19 protein-coding genes, 1 other RNA gene and 6 pseudogenes are annotated in these 22,180 nt (G+C 39.8%); 16 read left to right on the top strand and 10 right to left on the bottom strand.

The features are described 5' to 3' along the window. The first annotated feature begins 93 nt into the window (after positions 1 to 93). From EL244_RS12080 to EL244_RS12070, 3 genes and pseudogenes are all read left to right on the top strand, one after another. Positions 94 to 1,182: a 4-oxalomesaconate tautomerase gene (locus tag EL244_RS12080; protein ID WP_126461173.1), complete on the top strand. Its 1,089-nt coding sequence runs from the start codon at positions 94 to 96 to the stop codon at positions 1,180 to 1,182. Between the two features lie 62 nt (positions 1,183 to 1,244). Further along, positions 1,245 to 1,942, top strand: a pseudogene (locus EL244_RS12075) (IS1 family transposase). Continuing rightward, positions 1,942 to 2,154, top strand: a pseudogene (locus EL244_RS12070) (glycerate kinase); the annotation flags it as partial. The pseudogenes EL244_RS12075 and EL244_RS12070, both read left to right, overlap by 1 nt. Positions 2,155 to 2,388: 234 nt before the next feature. Here EL244_RS12070 and hdeA read toward each other — a convergent pair. Further along, positions 2,389 to 2,691 (bottom strand): acid-activated periplasmic chaperone HdeA, encoded by a 303-nt coding sequence (hdeA, locus tag EL244_RS12065; protein WP_126461170.1) that lies wholly within the window; start codon positions 2,689 to 2,691, stop codon positions 2,389 to 2,391. Positions 2,692 to 3,154: 463 nt separating this feature from the next. On the opposite strand from hdeA, the pseudogene EL244_RS18400 reads away from it, so the two are divergent. Then, positions 3,155 to 3,675: pseudogene (locus tag EL244_RS18400) on the top strand (YagU family protein). A gap of 471 nt (positions 3,676 to 4,146) precedes the next feature. Then, the gene (locus tag EL244_RS12055; RefSeq protein WP_336426575.1) at positions 4,147 to 4,329 is read left to right on the top strand and encodes a YgiW/YdeI family stress tolerance OB fold protein; all 183 of its coding nucleotides are present in this window, start codon (positions 4,147 to 4,149) and stop codon (positions 4,327 to 4,329) included. A gap of 80 nt (positions 4,330 to 4,409) precedes the next feature. Here EL244_RS12055 and EL244_RS12050 read toward each other — a convergent pair whose 3' ends face one another. Next, on the bottom strand, positions 4,410 to 4,616 hold the full coding sequence (locus EL244_RS12050) for a thiamine biosynthesis protein ApbE (protein ID WP_126461167.1): 207 nt from the start codon (positions 4,614 to 4,616) through the stop codon (positions 4,410 to 4,412). Between the two features lie 132 nt (positions 4,617 to 4,748). Between EL244_RS12050 and EL244_RS12045 the strand changes: the two are divergent. The 8 genes and pseudogenes from EL244_RS12045 (at position 4,749) to EL244_RS12010 (ending at position 13,249) form a co-directional block, all read left to right on the top strand. After that, positions 4,749 to 5,966, top strand: a pseudogene (locus EL244_RS12045) (IS3 family transposase). Between the two features lie 203 nt (positions 5,967 to 6,169). Beyond that, positions 6,170 to 7,165: a YbgA family protein gene (locus EL244_RS12040; RefSeq protein ID WP_126461164.1), complete on the top strand. Its 996-nt coding sequence runs from the start codon at positions 6,170 to 6,172 to the stop codon at positions 7,163 to 7,165. A gap of 517 nt (positions 7,166 to 7,682) precedes the next feature. Continuing rightward, the gene (gene cspE / locus EL244_RS12035; protein ID WP_036952486.1) at positions 7,683 to 7,895 is read left to right on the top strand and encodes a transcription antiterminator/RNA stability regulator CspE; all 213 of its coding nucleotides are present in this window, start codon (positions 7,683 to 7,685) and stop codon (positions 7,893 to 7,895) included. A gap of 12 nt (positions 7,896 to 7,907) precedes the next feature. After that, positions 7,908 to 8,012, top strand: a pseudogene (gene ymcF, locus EL244_RS18050) (cold shock small protein YmcF); the annotation flags it as partial. 947 nt (positions 8,013 to 8,959) lie between these two features. Then, positions 8,960 to 10,473, top strand: a protein-coding gene (locus tag EL244_RS12025) for an IS3 family transposase (RefSeq protein ID WP_457810181.1) whose coding sequence is annotated in 2 segments (ribosomal slippage) — positions 8,960 to 9,395 and positions 9,395 to 10,473 — 1,515 coding nt in all. Because the reading frame shifts where the segments join, the coding sequence is not laid out codon by codon here. Positions 10,474 to 10,541: 68 nt separating this feature from the next. Then, positions 10,542 to 10,763 carry a helix-turn-helix transcriptional regulator gene (locus EL244_RS12020; protein ID WP_126461158.1) on the top strand — a complete coding sequence of 74 codons (222 nt, stop codon included), beginning with the start codon at positions 10,542 to 10,544 and terminating at the stop codon, positions 10,761 to 10,763. A 17-nt stretch (positions 10,764 to 10,780) separates the two neighbouring features. Then, the gene (locus EL244_RS12015) at positions 10,781 to 12,274 is read left to right on the top strand and encodes a YfjI family protein (protein WP_126461155.1); all 1,494 of its coding nucleotides are present in this window, start codon (positions 10,781 to 10,783) and stop codon (positions 12,272 to 12,274) included. A 303-nt stretch (positions 12,275 to 12,577) separates the two neighbouring features. Further along, positions 12,578 to 13,249 (top strand): inovirus Gp2 family protein, encoded by a 672-nt coding sequence (locus EL244_RS12010; protein ID WP_126461152.1) that lies wholly within the window; start codon positions 12,578 to 12,580, stop codon positions 13,247 to 13,249. 148 nt (positions 13,250 to 13,397) lie between these two features. Here the strand turns inward: EL244_RS12010 and EL244_RS12005 are convergent, their stop codons facing one another. The 3 genes from EL244_RS12005 to EL244_RS11995 are packed head-to-tail and all read right to left on the bottom strand — an operon-like array spanning position 13,398 to position 15,155. Continuing rightward, complete coding sequence (locus EL244_RS12005; RefSeq protein ID WP_126461149.1) at positions 13,398 to 13,715, bottom strand: hypothetical protein; 318 nt, start codon at positions 13,713 to 13,715, stop codon at positions 13,398 to 13,400. Continuing rightward, the gene (locus EL244_RS12000) at positions 13,708 to 14,340 is read right to left on the bottom strand and encodes a nucleotidyltransferase (RefSeq protein WP_126461146.1); all 633 of its coding nucleotides are present in this window, start codon (positions 14,338 to 14,340) and stop codon (positions 13,708 to 13,710) included. Before EL244_RS12000 ends, EL244_RS12005 begins: the two co-directional genes overlap by 8 nt. Before the next feature lie 2 nt (positions 14,341 to 14,342). Further along, a complete protein-coding gene (locus tag EL244_RS11995) occupies positions 14,343 to 15,155 on the bottom strand; it encodes a pentapeptide repeat-containing protein (protein WP_126461143.1) in 813 nt (270 codons plus the stop codon). A 155-nt stretch (positions 15,156 to 15,310) separates the two neighbouring features. Here EL244_RS11995 and EL244_RS11990 point away from each other — a divergent pair. Beyond that, positions 15,311 to 16,472 (top strand): annotated as a pseudogene (locus EL244_RS11990) (IS30 family transposase). An 85-nt stretch (positions 16,473 to 16,557) separates the two neighbouring features. Here the strand turns inward: EL244_RS11990 and EL244_RS11985 are convergent. The 3 genes from EL244_RS11985 to smpB all read right to left on the bottom strand — a co-directional run bounded on the left by EL244_RS11985 (position 16,558) and on the right by smpB (position 18,875). Continuing rightward, entirely contained in the window at positions 16,558 to 17,799 is a 1,242-nt protein-coding gene (locus EL244_RS11985) for an integrase (RefSeq protein WP_126461140.1), read from the bottom strand. Positions 17,800 to 17,980: 181 nt separating this feature from the next. After that, positions 17,981 to 18,344, bottom strand: a transfer-messenger RNA (tmRNA) gene (ssrA, locus tag EL244_RS11980). Between the two features lie 48 nt (positions 18,345 to 18,392). Continuing rightward, the gene (gene smpB, locus EL244_RS11975; RefSeq protein WP_006814817.1) at positions 18,393 to 18,875 is read right to left on the bottom strand and encodes an SsrA-binding protein SmpB; all 483 of its coding nucleotides are present in this window, start codon (positions 18,873 to 18,875) and stop codon (positions 18,393 to 18,395) included. Positions 18,876 to 19,028: 153 nt separating this feature from the next. On the opposite strand from smpB, the gene EL244_RS11970 reads away from it, so the two are divergent. Together EL244_RS11970 and EL244_RS11965 are read left to right on the top strand one after the other, a co-directional pair. Further along, positions 19,029 to 19,463 carry a type II toxin-antitoxin system RatA family toxin gene (locus EL244_RS11970; protein WP_039855078.1) on the top strand — a complete coding sequence of 145 codons (435 nt, stop codon included), beginning with the start codon at positions 19,029 to 19,031 and terminating at the stop codon, positions 19,461 to 19,463. Continuing rightward, positions 19,456 to 19,749, top strand: coding sequence for an RnfH family protein (locus tag EL244_RS11965; protein WP_126461137.1), 294 nt, complete (start codon positions 19,456 to 19,458; stop codon positions 19,747 to 19,749). Before EL244_RS11970 ends, EL244_RS11965 begins: the two co-directional genes overlap by 8 nt. A gap of 219 nt (positions 19,750 to 19,968) precedes the next feature. Here EL244_RS11965 and bamE read toward each other — a convergent pair whose 3' ends face one another. Then, positions 19,969 to 20,376, bottom strand: coding sequence for an outer membrane protein assembly factor BamE (bamE, locus tag EL244_RS11960; protein ID WP_006814814.1), 408 nt, complete (start codon positions 20,374 to 20,376; stop codon positions 19,969 to 19,971). A gap of 112 nt (positions 20,377 to 20,488) precedes the next feature. After that, positions 20,489 to 22,150 (bottom strand): DNA repair protein RecN, encoded by a 1,662-nt coding sequence (recN, locus tag EL244_RS11955; RefSeq protein WP_115164506.1) that lies wholly within the window; start codon positions 22,148 to 22,150, stop codon positions 20,489 to 20,491. Positions 22,151 to 22,180 lie beyond the last annotated feature (30 nt).

The raw sequence follows: 22,180 nt of genomic DNA, 5'->3' as shown, positions 1-22,180 counted from the left end.
AAATGCATTAATCTCTTGTTTCTTTGCATTAGAGTTATTTATCCGCATATGGGACGCTTGGCGTATCATTTAATCTGTAGGAAGAGAAAAAGTATGTTCAGCATACCCTGTGTTCTGATGCGCGGTGGCACTTCTAAAGGGCCAGTTATTCTATCGACTGATTTACCAGATGATATTCAGGAACGAGATGCCGTTTTGCTAGCTTTGATGGGCTCAGGCCATGATCTTGAAATTGATGGTATCGGTGGAGGTAGCCCGCAATCCAGTAAAGTAGCCATTGTGAGTCTTTCAGATAGCCCTGATGCTGATATTGATTATCTTTTTGCTCAGGTTATGGTGAAAGAACGAAGGGTCGATACAACTCCAAATTGTGGAAATATGTTATGTGCAGTTGGTCCATTCGCTATTGAAAAGGGGCTAATTGCTCCGAAAAATCCAGTTACGACAGTGTGTATTCGGAATCTCAATACTGGAACATTAGTTAATGTTGAAGTTCAGACCCCTGATTTCAAAGTGACTTATGAAGGGGATACACAAATTGATGGTGTGCCGGGGGCAGCTGCTCCAATTGGTTTGACGTTCCTAAATTCCGCAGGTTGTAAAACGGGTAAATTACTTCCCACAGGTAATGCAATAGATGTATTTGATGATATTGAGGTCACATGTATTGATATGGCAATGCCAATGATTTTAATCGATGCACATCAAATGGGGAAGACCGGTAGTGAATCTCCAACTGAACTGGATTCTGATTTGATGTTTATGAAACGTCTTGAGAAGATCCGCCTAGAAGCTGGCGTAGCAATGGGGTTTGGCGATGTAACTGATAAAGTCATTCCAAAGCCTGTTCTTCTGAGCAAACCAACAGCGGGGGGGACGATTAAAGTTCGCTATTTCATGCCACACAATTGCCATAAGTCATTGGCAATTACAGGTTCTATAGGTATTTCAACAGCAACAATAATTGAAGGCTCCATTGCTCAAAAAATCATAGGTGGTCAGTCTCAAGATAGACTAAACAGTATAGTAAATATTGAACATCCAAGTGGGAAAATTACTGTTTCTTTATTAAAGGATGGGGATCGAATAGAAAATACTCAGGCTGCCGTGATCAGAACTGCTCGTAAATTATTTGAAGGTAATGTCTGTGTTCCAGAAGGCATCTTAGAGGAAGCTATTTAAATGGTCATGTATTCAATCTGGTGATTAACCTGTAATATAGGGTAATTTACCGGAGAATATTCATAGCTAAAATCAATGTAAGGAGCCCATTTTGTCCAACAAGCTCCCTCAGTGCAAAAACATGGCTTAGGGAGTACAGGTCATCAACGTTATCGCTGTCAAGACTGCTGCCGAAGCTTCCAACTCGATTATAAATATCGTGCTTACCAACCCGGAACTAAAGATAAAATTATCGACCTCACGATGAATAATGCCGGTATTCGTGATACTGCTAGGGCCCTTCATATCAGAATTAATGCGGTTATTCGTACTTTAAAAAACTCTCGCCGAAGCAGGTAACTTCTTTACCCCTTGATAATTTGCAGATTGAACTCCTTTGCGAAGTTGATGAACAGTGGTCTTTTGTGGCTAATAAGAAACAACAACGCTGGCTTTGGTATGCCTGGGAACCTCGCCTAAAACGGATTATTACTCATACATTTGGTCGTCGAAACAAGAGAACCCTTCGCCAGTTACTGGCTTTACTATCTCGGTTTAATGTGGCTTTTGGTGCACGGATAAGTTCAGTGCTTATGATATATTGCCTAAACAAAAACACGTAGCAAGTAAGTTTTATACTCAACGAATAGAAAGAGAGAATTTGAATTTAAGAAATCGCTTAAAGCGTCTTAACCGTAAGACGTTAGGTTATTCGAAGTCGCCTGAAATGCATGACAAAATCATCGGCACATTCATAGAACGGGAGCATTACCTATTGTGATGATCTCTATATTGAATACACGACCGAAAATTATCATATCCCCTGATTATTTCAAGGAAAGCATGAATGCAGAATGTACCGCAAATGCTATAACTAAAGGATTTAAAAGTGTATTCCCTGATGCCCAATACCTTTGTTTACTGATTGCTGATGGTGGTGAAGGAACTGTTGATGCATTGATTGCAGCCGCAGGTGGTGAGTATCGCAGTGTTATTGAACAATGTGAAGAGGATGGATACAAATAGAACTAATGCAGATCGGTGAGTCTTGAAAGGAATAGCATCCCGAAGTATAAGCATATCATATTACACGTGTTATAGACACGTCAGTAATGTCAGGCTTTATACCTAAAACAAACATAAGACTTGCTGTTAAGATTGTTCATAGTTACATGTGTAGTTATGCACAATAAAAGAAAACCCCACCAGAGGGGTGGGGTCTTTAGATTACATTTTTTTCAAATGAGCTTCGACTTTTTGAATAAATGATTCTTTGGGGGCTTTTTTGCAAGATTCAACAATTAACGGAGTGGATGTTTCAATACCACTAATATCTAAAGTAGGATCTTCTACCTTACCTTTCTGGGTAATAATCTCAGCAGCACCAATTGCTGTTGGATAAAATGCATCATCGATCGCTAAGAAATCTTCGCATGTCCATTGAGATACAGGTTTTGCATCTGTTGCGGCGAAAGTTGAAGTGGTCATTAACGATGTTGCAATGATGCTAGCAAATAATATTTTTTTCATAAAATACCCTCATTGTTTTTAGTGAGACTTGCCTAATGCTTATTTTAATATAACTTATTATTTTAAAAAACAAAATAATCAATATTTGAATATTGTTTTTTGATGAATATTATGTGTCGGATTATTGAAATAATAAAAATATATCTTCAATTTTTCTCTATAACGATAAAGTAATTTCAAGTGGTAGGTCTGCCGTTCTTGAAATCCACACGCAAAGCTAGGAGTTACTTTTTCATTCTGGTGCATGTCAAGGCTGACTGGCTAAACCCTATGACAATTACTCAGAGGGATATCGATTGAATTTTTTATTGTTGTTGATTTGTTATTTATATTTAATGAGCCATCTTTTGTTACTATGCTTAAAGCATCCCAACATATTAAAAATAATAATTATACTAATAATAAACAATTGCCCTTTTCTCTACTATATTCATAATATCTATTCATAAGGCGTGTATGTATAATGATTGATCTATTTAAATTGACAAAGAAAAGCTCTAGGCATATTTGTATAGCAATATATGTTGGTATTATTGCGGGTGTATTTTCCGCTTTAGTTAAATCTGGCTTTGAAGGTTTGATTCCACCGAGAACGCTAGAAACAACTCCACCTCCCATTGTCTTGTTAGAAAAGCTTGGGCTAAATATAGATACTATGACTTATCATTGGATGGGTATAGTATTAATTGGGGCGGGAATGGTGTTCATATATTATTTTCGATAGTTATTGCAGTTATATATTGTGTTATCGCTGAATACTTATCTAAGGTGAAATTATTACACGGTATATGTTTTGGTATCGGTGTTTCTGTTTTTGCTCATGGCTTAGTTGTACCATTATTAGGATTGTCTGGCTGGCTTTGGACTGCTGGTTATCAAGCACTAATATCTGAGTTTGTTGGAACTGCTTTTTGGATTTGGTCTATTGAAGCTATTAGGCAAAACTTGCGTTATTGTTTAACTAAAGAAAAAGACGCTGAGTAGAGAGTGATGTTCACTCTTAATCTTTAATAAACTTATGGTCAGGTTAAACTTTTCATCTGAGCTATATCAGTTATTCATAAAAGATCGCCTAGGCGGTCTTTTTTATAGTTAAAATAAACATAAGATTTTCTGTCACGATTGGTCAGAGTTACATGTGCTGCTATGTGCAATAACTGCTCTAAAGTGTTAATTATTTGCCTTAAGATTCTGTTAAGATTTAATTGATAAACTATAAAAAATTTATAGACAATAGGAATTCTTATGAATAAGACAGTTATTGCTCTCGTATTATCAGCAGCTTCATTTGGCGTATTAGCTAATAACCATGCTGGGTGGATTTGTTTCGAATGATGGTTCTGTTGGTCCAAAAGGTGGGTTTGTTGCAACAGCTTAAGCAGTACAACTGTCGTTCAAGCGAAAGAGCTTCCTGATGATGCATGGGTTTCACTTGAAGGTCATATTGTTAAATAGATCGGTAAAGAGCTTTACGAATTTAAAGATAGTACTGGCTCAATTGTTGTAGATATTGATGATAGGCTCTGGCGTGGACAGGTTGTGACATCTGAAACAAAAGTTCGTTTAGATGGTGAAATTGATAAAGAGTGGGCTTTATTAGAAGTTGATGTAAAGCAAGTAACCATTATCAATAAATAGCTGTAAATTTTTAATGAGCCCCATGATTGGGGCTTTTCTGCAATGAAAACTCGCTTATTATCTTCTGTCTAATCCATATGTTAGATAGCTTTATCTATAGCTCTTTCAATCGCTTTACATTCGGGGTTATTTCCACTGGACTGCTCTATTTTCCCAGGCAAGTTACCTTCGGGAGTATCCATTTTTATCTCGCAAGTATCTGACTTAGTTTGGGGTTTAGTGTTTGATGAACAAGCTGTTACTAAAGCGATAACAAAACATACTAATATAGCTTTGTTTTTATACATACTGTCTATCCTGTTTTTAAAGGGCTATTCTTGATACTATCAAAGATTAAGCGTGAAGTGCAAAGTAATCAATAAAGTTGGCCAGTACGGCTTCTTTGTAGTGGCATAGTTAATTTGGTCACCAACTCAGAAGTGATATCATCACCTCATAAACAGATAGGTGACAATGATGGCAAAACGTATAAGACGACTTTTCAGTGCTGAATTCAAACTTGAAGCGGCTCAACTGGTGCTTGACCAAAACTATTCTGTGGTCGAGGCTGCCAACGCTATGGGCGTCGGTAAATCAACCATGGACAAATGGGTTCGGCAGCTCAAGCTAGAACGCAAAGGGATTTCACCGAAAGCGTCACCCATGACGCCAGAGCAAGTTGAAATCCGTGAATTGAAAAAGAAAATCGCGCGACTTGAAGAGCATAATGAGATCTTAAAAAAGGCTACAGCGCTGGTGATGTTCGACTCTCTGAACAATTCTCGTTAATCGAGAAACTCAGCCGGCGCTTTAGTATTAAATAACTGTGTAACGTGTTCGGGGTTTATCGCAGTAGCTATCAATACTGGCATCATCGTACAAAAATGCCATCCGCGGAGCAAACTCGGCTCCGGGTGCTTGTTCGAGAAGCTCATGAAAACAGTCACGGTTTTGCTGGTGCTCGGACTATTGCTGACATGGTATCGAATACCAAACAGGTCCCTTTACCGCGCTATCGTGCAACTAAGCTGATGAAATTACTTGGCTTAGTGAGTAGTCAAACACCAATACATCGATATAAAAAAGCAACTCAGGAGCACGTTGAAATACCGAATCATCTCGGGCGCCAATTTGCGGTCACGGAACCAAACCAAGTTTGGGTGGGTGATGTAACGAATATTTGGTCAGGTAACCGCTGGATGTATCTTGCTGTCGTGATGGATTTATTTGCTCGAAAGCCCGTTGGTTGGGCGATGTCATTTTCACCTGATAGCTAACTAACGGGAAAAGCATTATCAATGGCATTTGAATCAAGAGGTAAGCCAAGAAATATGTTGTTTCATTCAGGTCAAGGCAGTCATTATACAAGCCGGCAATATCGCCAATTATTATGGCGTTATCAGATAAAGCAAAGTTTATCTCGACGAGGTAATTGCTGGGATAATGCGCCGATGGAGCGATTTTTTAGAAGTTTAAAGATAGAATGGGTACCCATTTTAGGTTACCGTAATTTTATAGAAGCACATAAAGAAATAACACGATATATCATTGGGTATTATAGTCAGATTAGGCCACATCAATATAACGGTGACTTAACACCCAATGAGTCAGAACGATTATATTGGGAAAGCTCTAAAACTGTGACCAATTATTGTTGACCACTTCACTAGAATAGCCTAAGAATGACTACAACGTCAGCAGCTTATGAGCCTCACTTCAGTGGGGCTTTTTTGTTTGTTTTATTAAAGTGTGAAGTAGTGATTTATAAAGCTAGTAAATAAAGTGCAATGTTACTAATATGAATTCAGTTATTATTATAAATCAATTTCGTATATAAGTGATTTCATATAAGGTGGCAATGATGGTTAATCTTCTTACCTCTAGTGATATGACCAATACATTAGGTAAAAAAATCACTGTAGGTATTAGCTCATGCTTATTGGGTGATAGCGTTAGATTTGATGGTGGTCATAAGCGCTTTCATTTTGCTGTAGATGAGTTATCAGATTATTTCGAATACCAACAAGCATGCCCAGAGATGGCAATTGGCTTACCAACACCTAGACCCGCATTGAGGCTAGTTAAATTTGAAGAAAATAACGTTAGACTCAAATTCAGTGATGGTCGGGAAGGCGATTTAACTGAAGAAATGGTTCAGTTTTCGACTGACTATTTGAGTAGGCTTTCAGATTTAAGTGGTTATATTGTATGTAAAAACTCACCTAGCTGTGGCTTGGAAAGGGTTCGAGTGTATGATTCTGTTGGCAATGGTAATAAAAAGTCTGGAATGGGGCTTTTTACTGAGCAATTACTCAAAGCAATGCCTTGGTTGCCTGTTGAGGAAGATGGCAGGTTAAGCGATCCTCATATTCGAGAAAATTTTATTATACGGGTATTTGCTCTTCATGAGCTAAATGAACTAAAGAAAAACTCCTTCAATCGGCACTCATTAATCGACTTTCATACTCGATATAAGCTCCTTTTATTGGCTCATTCACAACCTCTTTATCGAGAACTTGGTCGTTTTGTTGCTAGTAACAATGAATGGGATTCAATCGACTCTTATTTTGATGAGTATCGAAATAAGTTTATGAATTTATTACAACACCAAGCGACTAGGCGCAATCACACTAATGTGCTTATGCATATCCAAGGTTACTTTAAACGCTATCTGACATCAAACCAAAGGCAAGCATTGAGTAAGTTAATCCTCGAATACCGCCAAGGAACACAGCCTTTATTGGCTCCATTAACATTAATTACGCACTATTTATCTGAGTATTCTGATAACTATTTGAATAATCAAAAATATTTCCATCCTTATCCTCAGTCATTAAGACTGCGATATGGGTTATGATATTAAAAATAACTCTCAGAATTTCAAAGTTATTCATATGATTGGTTCTTCCAGTCATATGAATATTGAACATAAAAGCTATGTTAGCGTATAACTGTCGGGATGAACGAAATCATTCATATTTACATAAGTCACCTAGCGAGGATTTTTCATATGTAACCTCAGTTAATCAAATCAATACTATTGCAAAAATAATTGGATTGATAATAAGTTGGCTATCAATATGATTTGTTTGGAAAAGTTATTGATGATGAATATGTGGTGTCTTAAGCAAAATCAACGCTTTTATGGTGAGAGTGAAAATTAAATTTGCTATCCCAGTGTTTGTATGGCTTAATTAAGTCATCGGTTTGGAAGTACAGGCCTATTTATGCTAGTCAGTTTAAAGTTGTTCACCATTTAGCGTTATCTAAGATATCCCTTCATTGCGAATTCCTTATAATTAATTCCCATAAGTAAAAATAAAAATCAAACCTCATCTATGCCTTATGGCAATCAAAAAATTAAAGGAAATTCTATGTCTAATACAATGACAGGTTTAGTAAAGTGGTTTAACGAATCTAAAGGTTTTGGTTTCATCTCTCCTGAAGATGGGAGCAAAGATGTATTTGTTCACTTCTCCGCGATTCAAAGCGATGATTTCAAAACATTATATGATGGACAAAAAGTCAGCTTTTCGGTAGAAAATGGCGCAAAAGGTCCAGCGGCTGCTAATGTGGTGGCACTTTAAGACAACATTAATATGAGATGCCCTTGTTGTAAGGGATCTCAATATAGACGCTATCACTTTGATGTATCAAAAAGCAATCCATATGGCGCTAAATGTATTTTTTGTAAATCTAATATGAAGCCAGCTTAAATAACATATAGATTATAAAACCCCCGCAAAAGTGGGTTTTTTTGTTTTATATATCATTACAATCCCCTCAGTGAGAGAGTTCTGTGTTACAATAGCTATGTAATCATACCTCATTGCTATAAAAGCAAATCTTGCAGTTGCGAGTTTTTATTTTAAAAATAGATGCGGTATCCAAAGGATTTATTTCCTAAGGGATCACCTATGAACTTACCTACCTTTTATCAACGAATTTTATCACTAACGCAAAATGCTCTAACTATTTTAGGATTGCTTTTAGCCTCGTTTGCATTGGTCTACTGGATGTAAAATCATTCCGCCATTAACTCAACTGGAAGAGTATTTAGTATTAGCAAAACTAAGAGTCGGGGTTCGATACCTCGATGGCGGCCCATAAGTTATAAATCTTTTGTACAATGTAAATACGGAGATGTATGAACTATTACATTCAGACGACGATGGGACCAAAAGGTAATTACAAAATACACAAAGTTGGCTGTAAACAAATGCCGATGACTTCAAATCGTTTCTACCTAGGTAACCTATTTAATGCTATACATGCAATAGCTGCGGCTAAAGCTTCAGGATATAGCCTTATTAAAATATGCGCATGTTGTATCAGTAGGAGTGCGAGGTAATACGTTGAAAATACCCTGTCTAGTGCGGTTTTTTGTTTGAGCTAGTCGTTCTAAGCCAAAGTTAATGAATCATAATTGCACTGTTTAGATTTAAGTCTGTTTTGGTGTACTAAATACGCGGCTACCTCGATATTTTAATCAACCTAAATCATTTGATGAATAGTTATTGTTCGCGGCGATCTCTATTCAAGATGTAAGCTAAATTAATCTTTATGTATAATAGCGTACTCGCATATACCCTCAGTGTCAGGATAGTTGTCACCCCCTCTGAAAAATAAACCTGAGGGCGCGGAGTGACACATGAAACGTATTTCACCTGAACGAAAAGCCGCCATACTGGCTAAATTATTACCGCCGTACAACATGACCGTTTCCGCAGTTGCACAAACGGAAGGAATATCCGAAGCTACGCTGTATAACTGGCGTAATCAGGCTAAATCAGAAGGAAAACCCGTGCCCGGTGCAGACAAAAACAGTGAACAGTGGCCGGCGGAAGCCCGCTTTGCCGCCATCGTGGAAACCGCCACACTCAGCGAAGCGGAAGTGGCGGAATACTGCCGCAAAAAAGGACTCTATCCGGAGCAGCTGGTGCAGTGGAAACAGGGTTTTCTTCAGGTATCCTCTCCCGGAGATAAAGCCGCACTGAAGCAAAGCCAGAAGGAAAACAAACAGTTAAAGCGTGAGCTGGTCCGCAAGGAAAAAGCCCTGGCGGAGGCGGCGGCAATCCTGGTGCTGCGAAAAAAGCTCAGCGATTATTACGGGGAAACCGGCGGGGACGACTGACTCCGGCATCCGAACGCACCCTGTTTATCCGGTGGATTAATGAGGCGGTGAGCTCCGGCGCACGGCTGGCTGTTGCCTGCCGGGAAGTTCAGCTGAGTCTGCGGACCTGGCGGCGCTGGCAGATATCCCCGTCGGACGGCAGACCGGGCGCAGTGCGTCCGGTGCCGGTGAACAAGCTGAGTCCGGAAGAAGAAAAACAGATACTGACTGTCTGCCATCAACCTGAATACGCGAGTCTGCCGCCGTCCCAAATTGTCCCGAAACTGGCGGATAAAGGGATATATCTGGCGGGTGAATCCACCTTTTACCGGGTGTTGCGCCGCCACGGAGAACTTCATCACCGGGGGCGTCAGCAGCGCCCGAAAAAAGTACCGGTACCGACCACCTTTACCGCATCCGGGCCATGTCAGGTCTGGGTATGGGATATCACCTGGCTGCCGTCGGTGGTGCGCGGACGCTGGTTTTATCTCTACATGATACTCGATATCTACAGCCGGAAAATCACCGGCTACGAAGTGTATGAGACCGAAAGCGGCGAACAGGCGGCGGCGCTGATGCAGCGCACAGTCCTGCGTGAGGGGTGCTGGCGTCAGCCATTGGTACTGCACGCGGATAACGGGGCGGCGATGAAATCACAGACCTTACAGATGAAACTGCATGAGCTGAACATCACGCCATCCCACAGCAGACCGCGTGTGAGCAATGACAATGCCTATGCGGAATCCGTGTTCCGGACCCTGAAATACGTGCCGCAGTGGCCATCACAGGGCTTTAAAACCCTGACGGAAGCAAGGAAATGGGTGGGAAAAATTACCCGGTGGTACAACGACAGGCATCTGCACAGCGGCATCGGCTATGTCACGCCGTCGCAGCGGCATACCGGTGAGGATATTACCCTGCTGAAACAACGTGATGCAGTGTACAAAACAGCAAAAGCTACCCATCCCGAACGGTGGTCCGGAGATACCCGGAACTGGCAAAGAAAAGAGACCGTCACCCTGAATCCTGAGCGGGAAAAACAGGCTGCCTAAATTAACAAAGGGTGACAACTACCTTGACACTTACCGAGCCTAAAGAAAACGCAATAGGAGGGCATAAGATGCCAACATCAAGTCAACATCGGGAGCTGTCTATACGTATTTTGCGTATGACTGAGTTAACCGCCATTCTGGGTATATCCAGATCCAGTATTTATGAAAAACTGAATCCTCGTTCGAAGTATTACGATGAGGATTTTCCTAAACCCATCAAGCTCGGTGCATCATCAGTCGGGTGGCAATATGCCTCAGTTGAAAAATGGTTAGCTTCACGAATGGTTTAATCAATAAGGTGGATGAAATGTCACAAAAAAATGAAGAACTATGTTTAAACATCGAGAACTTACCGAATTATTTTCAACGTATGATTGAGCAAGTTCATATAAAAACGGGGGCGGCGGCTGAAATTATTTTGCCTACCCTACTGAGTGTGATGTCCATGTCGTGTCAGGATCGCTTTGATATTGAACCGATAAATGGGCGAAAATATCCGCTGTCACTTTATCATCTCGTTATGGCGAGGTCGGGGTGTCGAAAATCTACTGTTTATAAACTGCTCACAAAAGCAATTTCAGAATTTGAGCAACAGCTAGAACAGGATTTTTATATTGAAAGAGACGCTTATGAGCGAAGTCTGGTGCTATGGAATGTAAAATTTAGCGCATTGAATAAAGGTTATAAAAAAGCGTTGAATCAGGGAATAAATGCGGATAAAGCGCTTTTTGATTTAGAGAAGTGCCTCAGCCAAAAACCGGTAGAGCCAGTTAAGAAGCGGCTAATAATCAATGATTCAACAAGTGAAGGATTGGCTAAGGAGTTGGGGGATGGATATCCAGTATTGTCGCTGATGTCAGATGAGGCGGGTGAGTTGTTTGAAAGTAGTTTATTGCGAAAAACACCATTACTAAATTCGCTTTGGTGTGCTGAGGGAAAATCGGTGAGTCGAGCATCCAGAGATAACTATGTCATCAAAGATTGCCGTTTTAGTTTGTTACTCATGGTGCAGCCAGCGTTATTTGACAGCTTTATGGGTAAAAAAGGAAAGAAAGCAAAAAGTTCGGGTTTTTTAGCGCGGAGCTTATTAGTGGATTTAAATCATATAACGCATTTATGTGAGATAAAACGTGTGTCTTATCCCGCTGAATTAAGTCTAGCAGATTTATCCTCAACATTGGTAAGCCATTTACAGAAAGGAATGAAACGTCGGGAGGAGGATGAGGCGCGTAGGAGTATTACATTAGCGCACGACGCTCAAGTGGCATGGAATGGCTATTGTCAGGCGATTATAAAGATGATGGAGCCCGGAGGAGAATTACATGCCTATGATGATTATGCATCACGTTTTATGGAGCATGCTTCCCGAATTGCTGGGGTTATGCAGGTATTTATGACACCAGACTCAGTCATTGTCACCAAGGAAACGCTTGAATCAGCAGTCTACATCACTCAGTGGCACCTTAATCATTTTATCAAAAAAATAGATGATTTTAAGGAAGTGAGTGATGCTGAAAAGCTCCTTTTATGGTTGGAAGAACATCTTGTCAGCAATAAATCGTATGATTTTCGGCGAAATGACATTATTAAAAATGGCCCTTATTCACTGAGGCGATCTGACCGCTTACGACCTGCATTAGAAAAATTGCAGCAGGAAGCTAAAGTTCAATTATTCGAAAAAAATGGGATTAACTATGCCAAGTTTACAGGGGCAAGAATGACACCTGAAGAGCTAGCCGAACGATTGAATATTCCGTTGAGTAGCAGAGGAGTATTCATACTCAATAACTCACCAAGATAAGGATAACTTCAGAGTTATTTTTAATAATATCAGTGAGTAGAATTATATCACCAAGCGAGGTTTATTGCGGTCTTGGGGAGGATGAGTCTGTCTTTTATTAAATGGAATGATGTCGGTATAGGTAATATATACCATCTTACTAAATACAATACTAATTTATAACAGTAACACCTATCAATCAACAAAGCAATGTTTATTTAATCACCGTACCTATTGTGTCTATAACTCACTGTGTTATGGATGCGATAGGTACTTAAACACGAATACAGATATCGCTATTTCTATGATAGTAAGGTAATAAAAATGTCAGATTATGCATTAACTAAAACAGAATTGGATCAACTGATAACTATCGCGAGTGATCGCTATGATTCCTCGATATCGTATTATATCCTTCGTCGATTACTGGCAGTGGTTGAGAATACACTAGAACACCATAACCGAGTATTTGCAATCCGAGTTGATTTACGATTCGCTCAGGATAGTAGTCCTGATGCCCCGGATATGCCGGTATGTTTTCAACGCACGGATGAGCGAGCCATTACCCGTTTTATCGAGTCACTAAAAAGCCAACTGAGAGCCGCACATCATCGTACGGGGCGTTCAGGTACACCAGCACTCCCTTATTATGCTTGGGTAAGAGAACGTAATGAAAGTGAATATCCTCACTACCATTTAGTTTTGTTATTTAATCGAGATATATACGGCTATTTAGGCAACTATTTACAAGATGATGCCAATAATATGGCGACTAGAATACAACGGGCATGGTGTAGCGCCATTGGCTTAGCGTACCCAGACTATGCACCATTAGTTAACTTTCCAGAGAACCCCGTATTTCGATTTGATAGACGAGATGCTCTGACTCGTAATTCTAATTATTTTGATTTCCTATTACGCATGACGTATTTGGCTAAAATGAATACCAAGGAGTTCATTACTGACTTTAGAAACTTTGGAACCAGTCAGGTTTAATTGAGAGGCATTAGCTCAGACTTGAACTAACAGGTTTTGTTGGGTAGAACATAACTAAGCCTGACCGGCTGGTCTGAGCGAAATGCGGAAGTTGACACTCTTAATATCACTATACTGACTGACTACAGAAGCAATGGCTATTCAGTTTTCAACGAATTGTCTTTGAAATAACCCTATTCTTCAATTCAATTTCTAATTCCAATAACTGATCATTCACTTTTTTAGAAAGAATCTTATAGTCTTCAGTAACCTGCTCTTGGCTTTTATTTGCAAGGAAAAATAATGTATCTGACATCGCTTTAAGCAAGAGAGTAGTATGATCTGTATTACTAAGATTATTGTTATTAGACCACCTGTCTATGGCTTTCTCTGTCAGACTTAGTAATGGTTCATGGAATAACCCAGAGCCATTGACTACTTTTAATACATCTCTTTGTGCTTTAATTCTATTATTAAACTCACTCATTTTTGTATCCCATAATTCCTATTTTCTCTCGCATCCAAGATTCAATTAAGTGTAATTGTGATTTGACTTTTTTAATTTCATCAGCATTCAGAATTTCACCTGTACCTCTGGTACAAAGCACTCTGGCTCTTTCTAGTAATTGATAAGTCAAATCACAAATTGGTATGCTATGAACACCCAGATTATGTGCCGAATTTCGTGAGAAATTAGGTTCTATCTCGTAATCTAAAGAAAAACATGTCGCAAAATTTCGTATCGATAAAAATACTGAAGAAAGATCAAAAATCTCAGTTAGAACAGATGACTCAATTGAATTTTTAGCGCTAATAAATATCTCTAGGAACTTTTCACAATCAACTAAACCTGAACTATAGTTACTTGGTTTACCTAAATTACGTAAATAATCAATGCCATCAGAAGAATAAATAAGCATGGATTCCAAAAATAGATGCCAAGCGAAAGGGTTACCTTCTTTCCAGAGTTCTTTTATCCGTTCATACGAGTAAATTGAGTAATCTTTCGGATTAAACCTTTTATCCCGACCACTGACAATCGCTAGCATGTCAACGTCTGAAAATGAATCAACTTCCCCACGACATATCGAACCAAAAGCGTAGATATGCATAGTTATCGCCTATTGAACCGTTTGATTATTATGGACATAAAAAAACCAAACATAATTAACCTTACCAAAACGATTAGTGTCAGAAACAATGAAGGGTAATCCTTAGGTAATGATGTCCCTAGGAATATTTGCGGGGAAATTATAAACAGCGACTTAAAATACGAGCTAACTAGCTTTGTATTTTCATAATTAAAGACGTAATGTAACGCTATGATACACAGGATAATAGAGACAGCTCTACATAATTTAAAAGCAGACTCTCCATTTCCCCAAATTAGGTCTAGTGCCTTGAATTCAAACCATTCGCCAAACATTTTTAGACGATCTAATCCCTTATATTTATGCCGGTAATATGATTCTTCGGATTTCCATGCTTTATAAAGATGAGTTCCTGTAGCTTGGAGTTCGATTGCTATAGCTTTGTTTGCTGACTTTGAATCACCTATTTGCTGATAATTCAAGCGTAACGTACGCGCAAACTTGAGTTTCAGGTTTTCCAGTCCAGGGCATCCATTATCAAGAATATCATTATCAATGTATGATTTATCAAAAGTGGCGTAGTCAAATATACAGCCACTAAAGCTCGACCCCATTAAGTTACAATTTAAAAATCTGCAACCGGTAAAGTCACAATTTTTAAACCTACAGTTTCTGATGTAGGCTGCATCGAAAATACAGTAACGAAAGTTCACTTTAGTGATTGTAATATCTAATGCGACTAACCGTTCAAATAATTTATTAACAAATCTCATGTCGGTTACATTAGAGACTAATCTTTTGTCTGACAGCTTTTTTCTTCCGCTATCTTCTATCATTTTTTTCTCTATAAATTAATAAACGAAATTTTATGAATTATAGTATTTTTTTTTGTCATTATGAAGCCTTGCTGACTTCCTATGATAACTTCCTCTTCTGGCTGTGAGTTCAATTAATCGATGCAACGCTATCCTTAAATAAGGAGGGCATTGTTATGAAACCAAGAAAACGTATTTACTATACACCTGAACAGAAAGCGATTATTTGGGATAGATATAAGCAAGGTGATTCTTTACATGAGATCGCCAGAATGTTTGATAGATACCATTCTTCTATTATGCCCACTATTTATCAAACGGGTGGCTTCCGTCCTCCTGTCCGTAAACGCCACAGATTATCGCTTTCACTTGATGAACGAGAAGAAATATCGAGAGGATTAGCAGAAAAGTGTAGTATCAGGGAGATAGCTAAAAAGATATCAAGAGCCCCTTCAACTGTTAGCCGAGAGATCCGCAGGCATGGTGGATTAACCAACTACCGTGCAGCAAAAGCGGATAAAAAAGCATGGGATAATGCCTTGAGACCTAAAGCTTGTAAGTTAAGTCAAAACCCTACATTGTGTAAAATAATCGCAGAAAAAATGCATCAAGGCTGGTCACCTGAGCAAATTGCTGGCTGGCTAAAACGTAATTATCCATATGCTCAGGAGATGAATGTGTCTCACGAAACGATTTATAAAACACTTTTTATACAAACTCGGGGGAGCTTTAAAAAAAGAGCTACAGCAATATCTTAGAAGCAGAAGAACGGTACGAAAATCTAGAACCACATCACTTAAAGGAAAAGGATTAGGCTCAATCCCTAATGCCGTTCCTATAAGCGAAAGACCATCGACTGTTGCGGATAGAGCAATTCCAGGCCACTGGGAAGGGGATCTGATTCAAGGCTCTAAAAATTCTTATATTGTCACTTTAGTAGAACGCCATTCACGTTATGTTATGCTAACTAAAATCAGTGATAATAAAACAGCAACGGTGATAGCCGCTCTCGTTAAACAGGCTCAGCAATTACCCTCTGAACTATATAAAACATTAACTTGGGACAGAGGTGTTGAAATGACCAATCATGCAGTATTTACTGTAGCGACTGATATTCAAGTCTACTTCTGCGATCCTCAGTCTCCGTGGCAACGTGGTTCAAACGAAAATACGAACAGATTGCTCAGACAATATTTTCCAAAAGGTACTGATTTATCCGTTCATAGCCAGCAAAGATTAAATAGCATCGCTAGACAACTCAACGAGAGGCCAAGAAAAACACTAGGTTATGAATCACCAGCAGAACGATTTAACCAGCGTGTTGCATCCACCGGTTGAACTCACAGCACATATCTGACGTCTGGATGATGTATAGATTTGCACTATTATGGTACCAGCTAAATTTAGCTGGTACCATAATAAGTTATCCAACTAGCGATATTCCTCTTATCCCACCTTCAATAATACTCCCCCTATCTGCTTCCTCAATAAAATCAGCCCACCATTGCATCATGGGGCGTCTTTGCTCTAGGTAGTCACTGCGATTATAGGCGCGTCTAACTTCGTTTTTATCAACGTGGGCTAGGGCGGCTTCGATAACGTCAGGTGGAAATCCTTGCTCATTGAGTGCCGTACTAGCAATTGAGCGTAGACCGTGTGAAACAAGTACACCACCGAATCCAGCGCGCTTTAATGCTGCATTGACGGTTTGGCTATTCATCGGTTGGGTAGGCTTGATTCGGCTAGGAAAGATAAACTCACGATTACCACTTAATGGTTTCATTAGCTCTAAAATAGCTAAAGCAGCGTCAGATAATGGAACAGTGTGCTCACGGTTCATTTTCATTCTAGCAGCGGGGATCTTCCATTCCTTGGTTTCAAAGTTGATTTCGTCCCAGCGAGCTTCAGCGGCTTCGGCAGGGCGCGAGATGGTGAGTAGCTGCCACATAAACAAGCATCGAGTAGATAGGCTAATACTAGCTGTACGCATTGTCTGCATGAGCTTTGGTAGCTGATCAGGGGGAATACTTGGCATATTCTTTTTCTTGGGTTTTTCAAAAGCTTTGCCAATATTGATACTTGGAACGGCATCAATTAACCCAGTATTTTGAGCGTAGATCATGACTTCGTTAATACGCTGACAAAGGCGGCGAACGGTTTCTAATGCACCTCTGGCTTGAACTGGTTGTATTGCTTGGACCAATATATTTGCTTTGATGTCGGTAACGCTGATATCACCTATGGCGGGAAAAACATCTCGTTCAAGTGAACGCCAGATATCATTACCGTAGTCTTCTGTGACGGTGGATTTCTTCACTTCCCACCAACGTTCAGCGACTAGTTGGAAGGTATTAGTTTTAGCCTCTTGAGAGTTCCTTATTTGATCTTTCTGATATTCTTGAGGGTCAATATCTTTCGCCAGTAATGAGCGAGATTCTGCTCTAAGTTTTCTAGCATCGGAAAGTGTGACAGCAGGGTAGGCCCCAAAACTTTGTTTGGTCCTTTGTTTTGTATAAGGGCGGTAGTAACGGAATTGCCATAACTTGCTTCCGCTAGATTTGATTAGCAGTGTGAGTCCATCACCATCATACAGCTGATAGTCCTTGTCCTGCGGTTTAGCTGCTTTGATTTCGGTATCGGTTAATGGCTTAGTTTTTCTTGCCATGAAAAATCTCCATGCGTTTAGGCCCAACAAAGATGTTAGTTCTTTTCGTTGGGCCTATCAATGGGCCTAAAGGAATTAGCTTGGGTGGGATAAAATAGGACAGCGTAGGACATAAAAAAGCCCGCAACTCATTGAGTTAGCGGGCTTTTCAGTCTTCTTTGGACGTCCTTAGAAGATAATTTGGTGGAGCTGGCGGGAGTTGAACCCGCGTCCGAAATTTCTACATCCTCGGTACTACATGCTTAGTCTAGTCTTTAAATTCATTTGCCAACTGCGGACAGACACGCCATCAACAAACTATCCTGATTAAGTTTAACGCTTCAACCCCAGGCAAGGTATTCACGCGATCTCTTTTGGGTTTGACCTCTCTTGATCCCCGTCCTAAGAGCGGAGGCTAGGGAGAGAGGGCTCTAAGCAGGTTATTAAGCTGCTAGTGCGTAGTTTTCGTCGTTTGCGACTATTTTTTTGCGGCTTTTTACGAGGCCAACCGCCCCTCGGCATGCACCTTGGGTTTCGCAAATCCCGTCGAATCCAGAATCAGCCCCAAGTTGTTGAACGCAGTATAACAGAAAATAACTCTATAAAGCTAGAACTTAGCGATTAGAATGTTTCATTATACGCGCTTTATCTAACTGCCACTCTCTATCTTTGATATCAGAGCGCTTATCGTGGGCTTTTTTACCTTTGGCAACGCCAATTTTGACTTTGCACCACGCATTTTTCCAATATAAAGAAAGCGCGATAACTGTGTACCCTTCACGGTTAACTTTGCCATAAAGAGTATCTAATTCACGTTGATTTAGAAGTAGTTTACGGCTACGGGTTGGGTCGCAGACAACATGGGATGATGCGACAGTTAGTGGTGTAAAGTTTGCACCAAACAGATAGGCCTCACCATCACGCAGTAAAACATAACTATCACCAATATTGGCTTTGCCTGCACGTAATGATTTAACTTCCCAACCTTGTAGGGATAAACCCGCCTCGAACTCCTCTTCGATAGAATATTCGTGGCGAGCACGTTTGTTCATAGCAATTGTTGCTGAACCGGGTTTATATGGTTTTTTCTTTGTCATAGTTCAATCATTATACGTTAAGATGAGTTGAAATAAATCTTTCAACGCCGATATTTTTCTAATTGTGCATTTCTTGCCCTGCACAGGTTTTGTTTTTTGTGTAACCCGTCAATGGTGCTATTATATGCGCAGTTTTTGGGGATAGGAATTGATATGCCACAGATTAGTCGCTCTGCGTTAGTCCCTTTTAGCGCGGAACAAATGTATAAATTGGTTAATGATGTTATTTCATACCCAAGTTTTTTACCAGGGTGTGTTGGAAGTCGAATTATTAGCCATAGCCCAGATGAGATGACAGCGTCGGTTGAAGTTTCCAAAGCAGGGATCAGCAAAACCTTTATTACTAAAAATGCATTGGAAGATAATAAACGAATCCATATGCAATTGGTTGAAGGGCCTTTTAGTAAGCTAACAGGGGGATGGCAGTTTATTCCTCTTAGTGATGACGCCTGTAAAATTGAATTTCATCTTGATTTTGAGTTTTCCAATAAATTAATTGAGCTTGCATTTGGTAAGATTTTTAAAGATCTTGCGAACAATATGGTTCAAGCATTCACATCAAGAGCTAAGGTTGTTTACCGTGTCTGATATCAACATTGAAGTCACTTATGCATTGCCTGAAAAGCAGTTCTTGCTATCAGTGACTGTGCCTGAAGATACAACTATTGAAGATGCAATTATTGCGTCAGGTATTTTGGCATTACGATCTGATATTGATTTAAAAAAGAATAAAGTTGGTATTTATAGCCGACCAGCTAAATTAGGGGATAAAGTTCAGGAAGGGGATCGTATTGAAATTTATCGACCACTGATTGCTGATCCGAAAGAGTTACGTCGTAAGCGTGCTGAGAAATCTAAAGAGAATAATAAATAATAGATTGGTGTAATCATTATTGATAATGAAGCCGAGTGGAAACTCGGTTTTTTTATATATTTTAAAATGAGTTTGAAGCGTTTTCTAAATACTAATTTGCGGATTTAGCAACTACCTGTAGTTTGAAAGCCATAAATTAAAATTTGAAAGCCATAAATTAATCGTGGTTTCACAGGTAGTTACCGCGCGCTAGCAAAAGCATTGAGCTTTATTAGTGCGTTATTCCGCTGCTTTAGTTTCTGAAGTTTTAGCTTCGGATGCTTTTATTTCATTAGCTTCCATTGCTTGCTGCGCTTCAAGATTCTTTTCATTTTTGATATCAGTCAGAATACCTGTGCGATCAAAAGTTAGCGTTAAAGTTTCTTGTTTTACAGGGTCATGACCAAGCTCTTGGCGGAAAACATAAAACCAAGTCTGAGAACCAAACGGGTCAGTCATCATTGGGGTGCCCAAAGTATAAGCGACCTGTTGCTGTGTCATTCCTTTTTTGATCTTAGCAACATCTTTTGCAGTCAAGTAGTTACCTTGATTAATGTCCGGATGGTAAACAAGACGTTCCATCATTGAACAGCCCGTAGACATTAATGCAAATGATAGTGCAGCAGCAGTTAACAATTTATAACGCATGGATATCTCATTCCTTTTGGAGTCAGAACATCAATGATAATCGACATTGATACAATTTAAAACCTTCCATATCGACTCTAAGACAACAGGAGAGAAAAAAAGTTGTCAAAATTTATGCTGCAAGCAACTCTTTTGCATTCGCTAGTGTATTTTTTGTTACAGATGAACCAGCCAATAATCTCGCAAGTTCTTGTAATCTTGATTTTTTATCTAGCAGTTGCATATGCGTTTCCGTTTCTACACCGTTCGTTTCTTTGCTGACATAAAAATGATGATGACCACAGCCAGCAACTTGCGGTAAGTGAGTAACACACATTACTTGGGTTGATTCCCCCAGTTCGCGTAACATTTTGCCGACAATCGCGGCTGTTGGACCACTGATACCAACATCTACTTCATCAAAAATTAGGGCAGGAGTATCCATTTTTTTCGCTGTAATTACTTGAATTGCTAAAGCAATACGGGATAACTCACCACCAGAAGCAACTTTAGCCAGGGCTTGATGAGGTTGTCCAGGGTTCGTTGTGACATTGAATTCCACTTTGCAAGCCCCATCAATTTGCAAATGTTCCGGCACGAATTTTACATCAATAGTAAATAGGCCATGCGGCATCGATAATTGATGCATGCTATCCGTGATTAATTGGCTTAATTCTTGTGCGTAGTGTAAGCGCACATGATGTAAGCGCTCAGCACAAGCTAAAGCTTCTTGGTGGGCAGCAACGACTTGAGCATTTAAGACTTCACAATCTTCATCTTGATTGGCAATTTGTTCTTGCTCTTCCACTAGCTGTTGAAAAAGCTCAGGTAAGGCTTCGGGAGTTACATGATGTTTACGCGCAAGACTAATTTGTTTAGAAATACGTTGCTCAAGCTCAAATAGACGATTTGGGTCGAGTTCATATTGGTCACAATAATGTTTGATTTCATCGCTGACTTCACTGACTTGAATTGTGGCTTCTTCCAACATATCGAGCAAACCAGAGAATTTAGGATTAAGAGAGACTAAGTCTGCTAGCTCACTTTTTGCCATATTTAATAAGCTGATTACATTAGCGTCGTCGCTTTCAGTTAAAATTTGGGCGGTAGTTTGTCCGATAGTCAAAAATTGACCATGATTAGCGAGTTGCTTGTATTCTTGATCAATCTCTTCAAATTCACCTTGTACGGGCAAAAATTCAGTTAGTTCTTTCAGATGATAATCAAGTAATTGTTTGCGAGATTCTCGCGTTTGCATCTGTTTTTGAAATACAGCAAGTTGTTGGCACGACTCGTGCCATTTTTGCCATGTATGCTTCATTTGTGACAATAATTCTTGCTGATTAGCATAGGCATCAAGCAACGATTGTTGATGACCATTATCTAGCAGTAATTGGTGTGCATGTTGGCCATGAATTTGGATAAGCAGGGCGCCAAGTTCCCTTAATTGAGATAAGGGAACAGAAACACCATTAATAAAGCCTCGGGAACGGCCATCTACCGCGATAGTTCGGCGTAATAGACATTCATTGTGATTATCTAACTGATGCTCTACCAGCCAATTTGCTGCCATTTGTGCATCAGCAAGAGAAAAGCGGGCACACAGATCGGCTCGTTGGGAACCAGGCCGCACCATATTGGCTTCACCTCGGTTTCCTAAACATAGCCCAAGAGCGTCGATAGCGATGGATTTACCGGCACCAGTCTCACCTGTAATTGTGGTCATACCGCTACGAAAATCAATTTCTAACTCACGAACGATAGCAAAATTATTGATGGTTAATTGGGTTAGCATCTGCGCTCTCCTGTGAAAATACACAACTGT

Source organism: Providencia rustigianii (genome assembly GCF_900637755.1).
Lineage (GTDB): Bacteria > Pseudomonadota > Gammaproteobacteria > Enterobacterales > Enterobacteriaceae > Providencia > Providencia rustigianii.
Note: the sequence above shows the minus strand (reverse complement) of the source record. Positions and strands in the feature narration are given on the sequence as shown.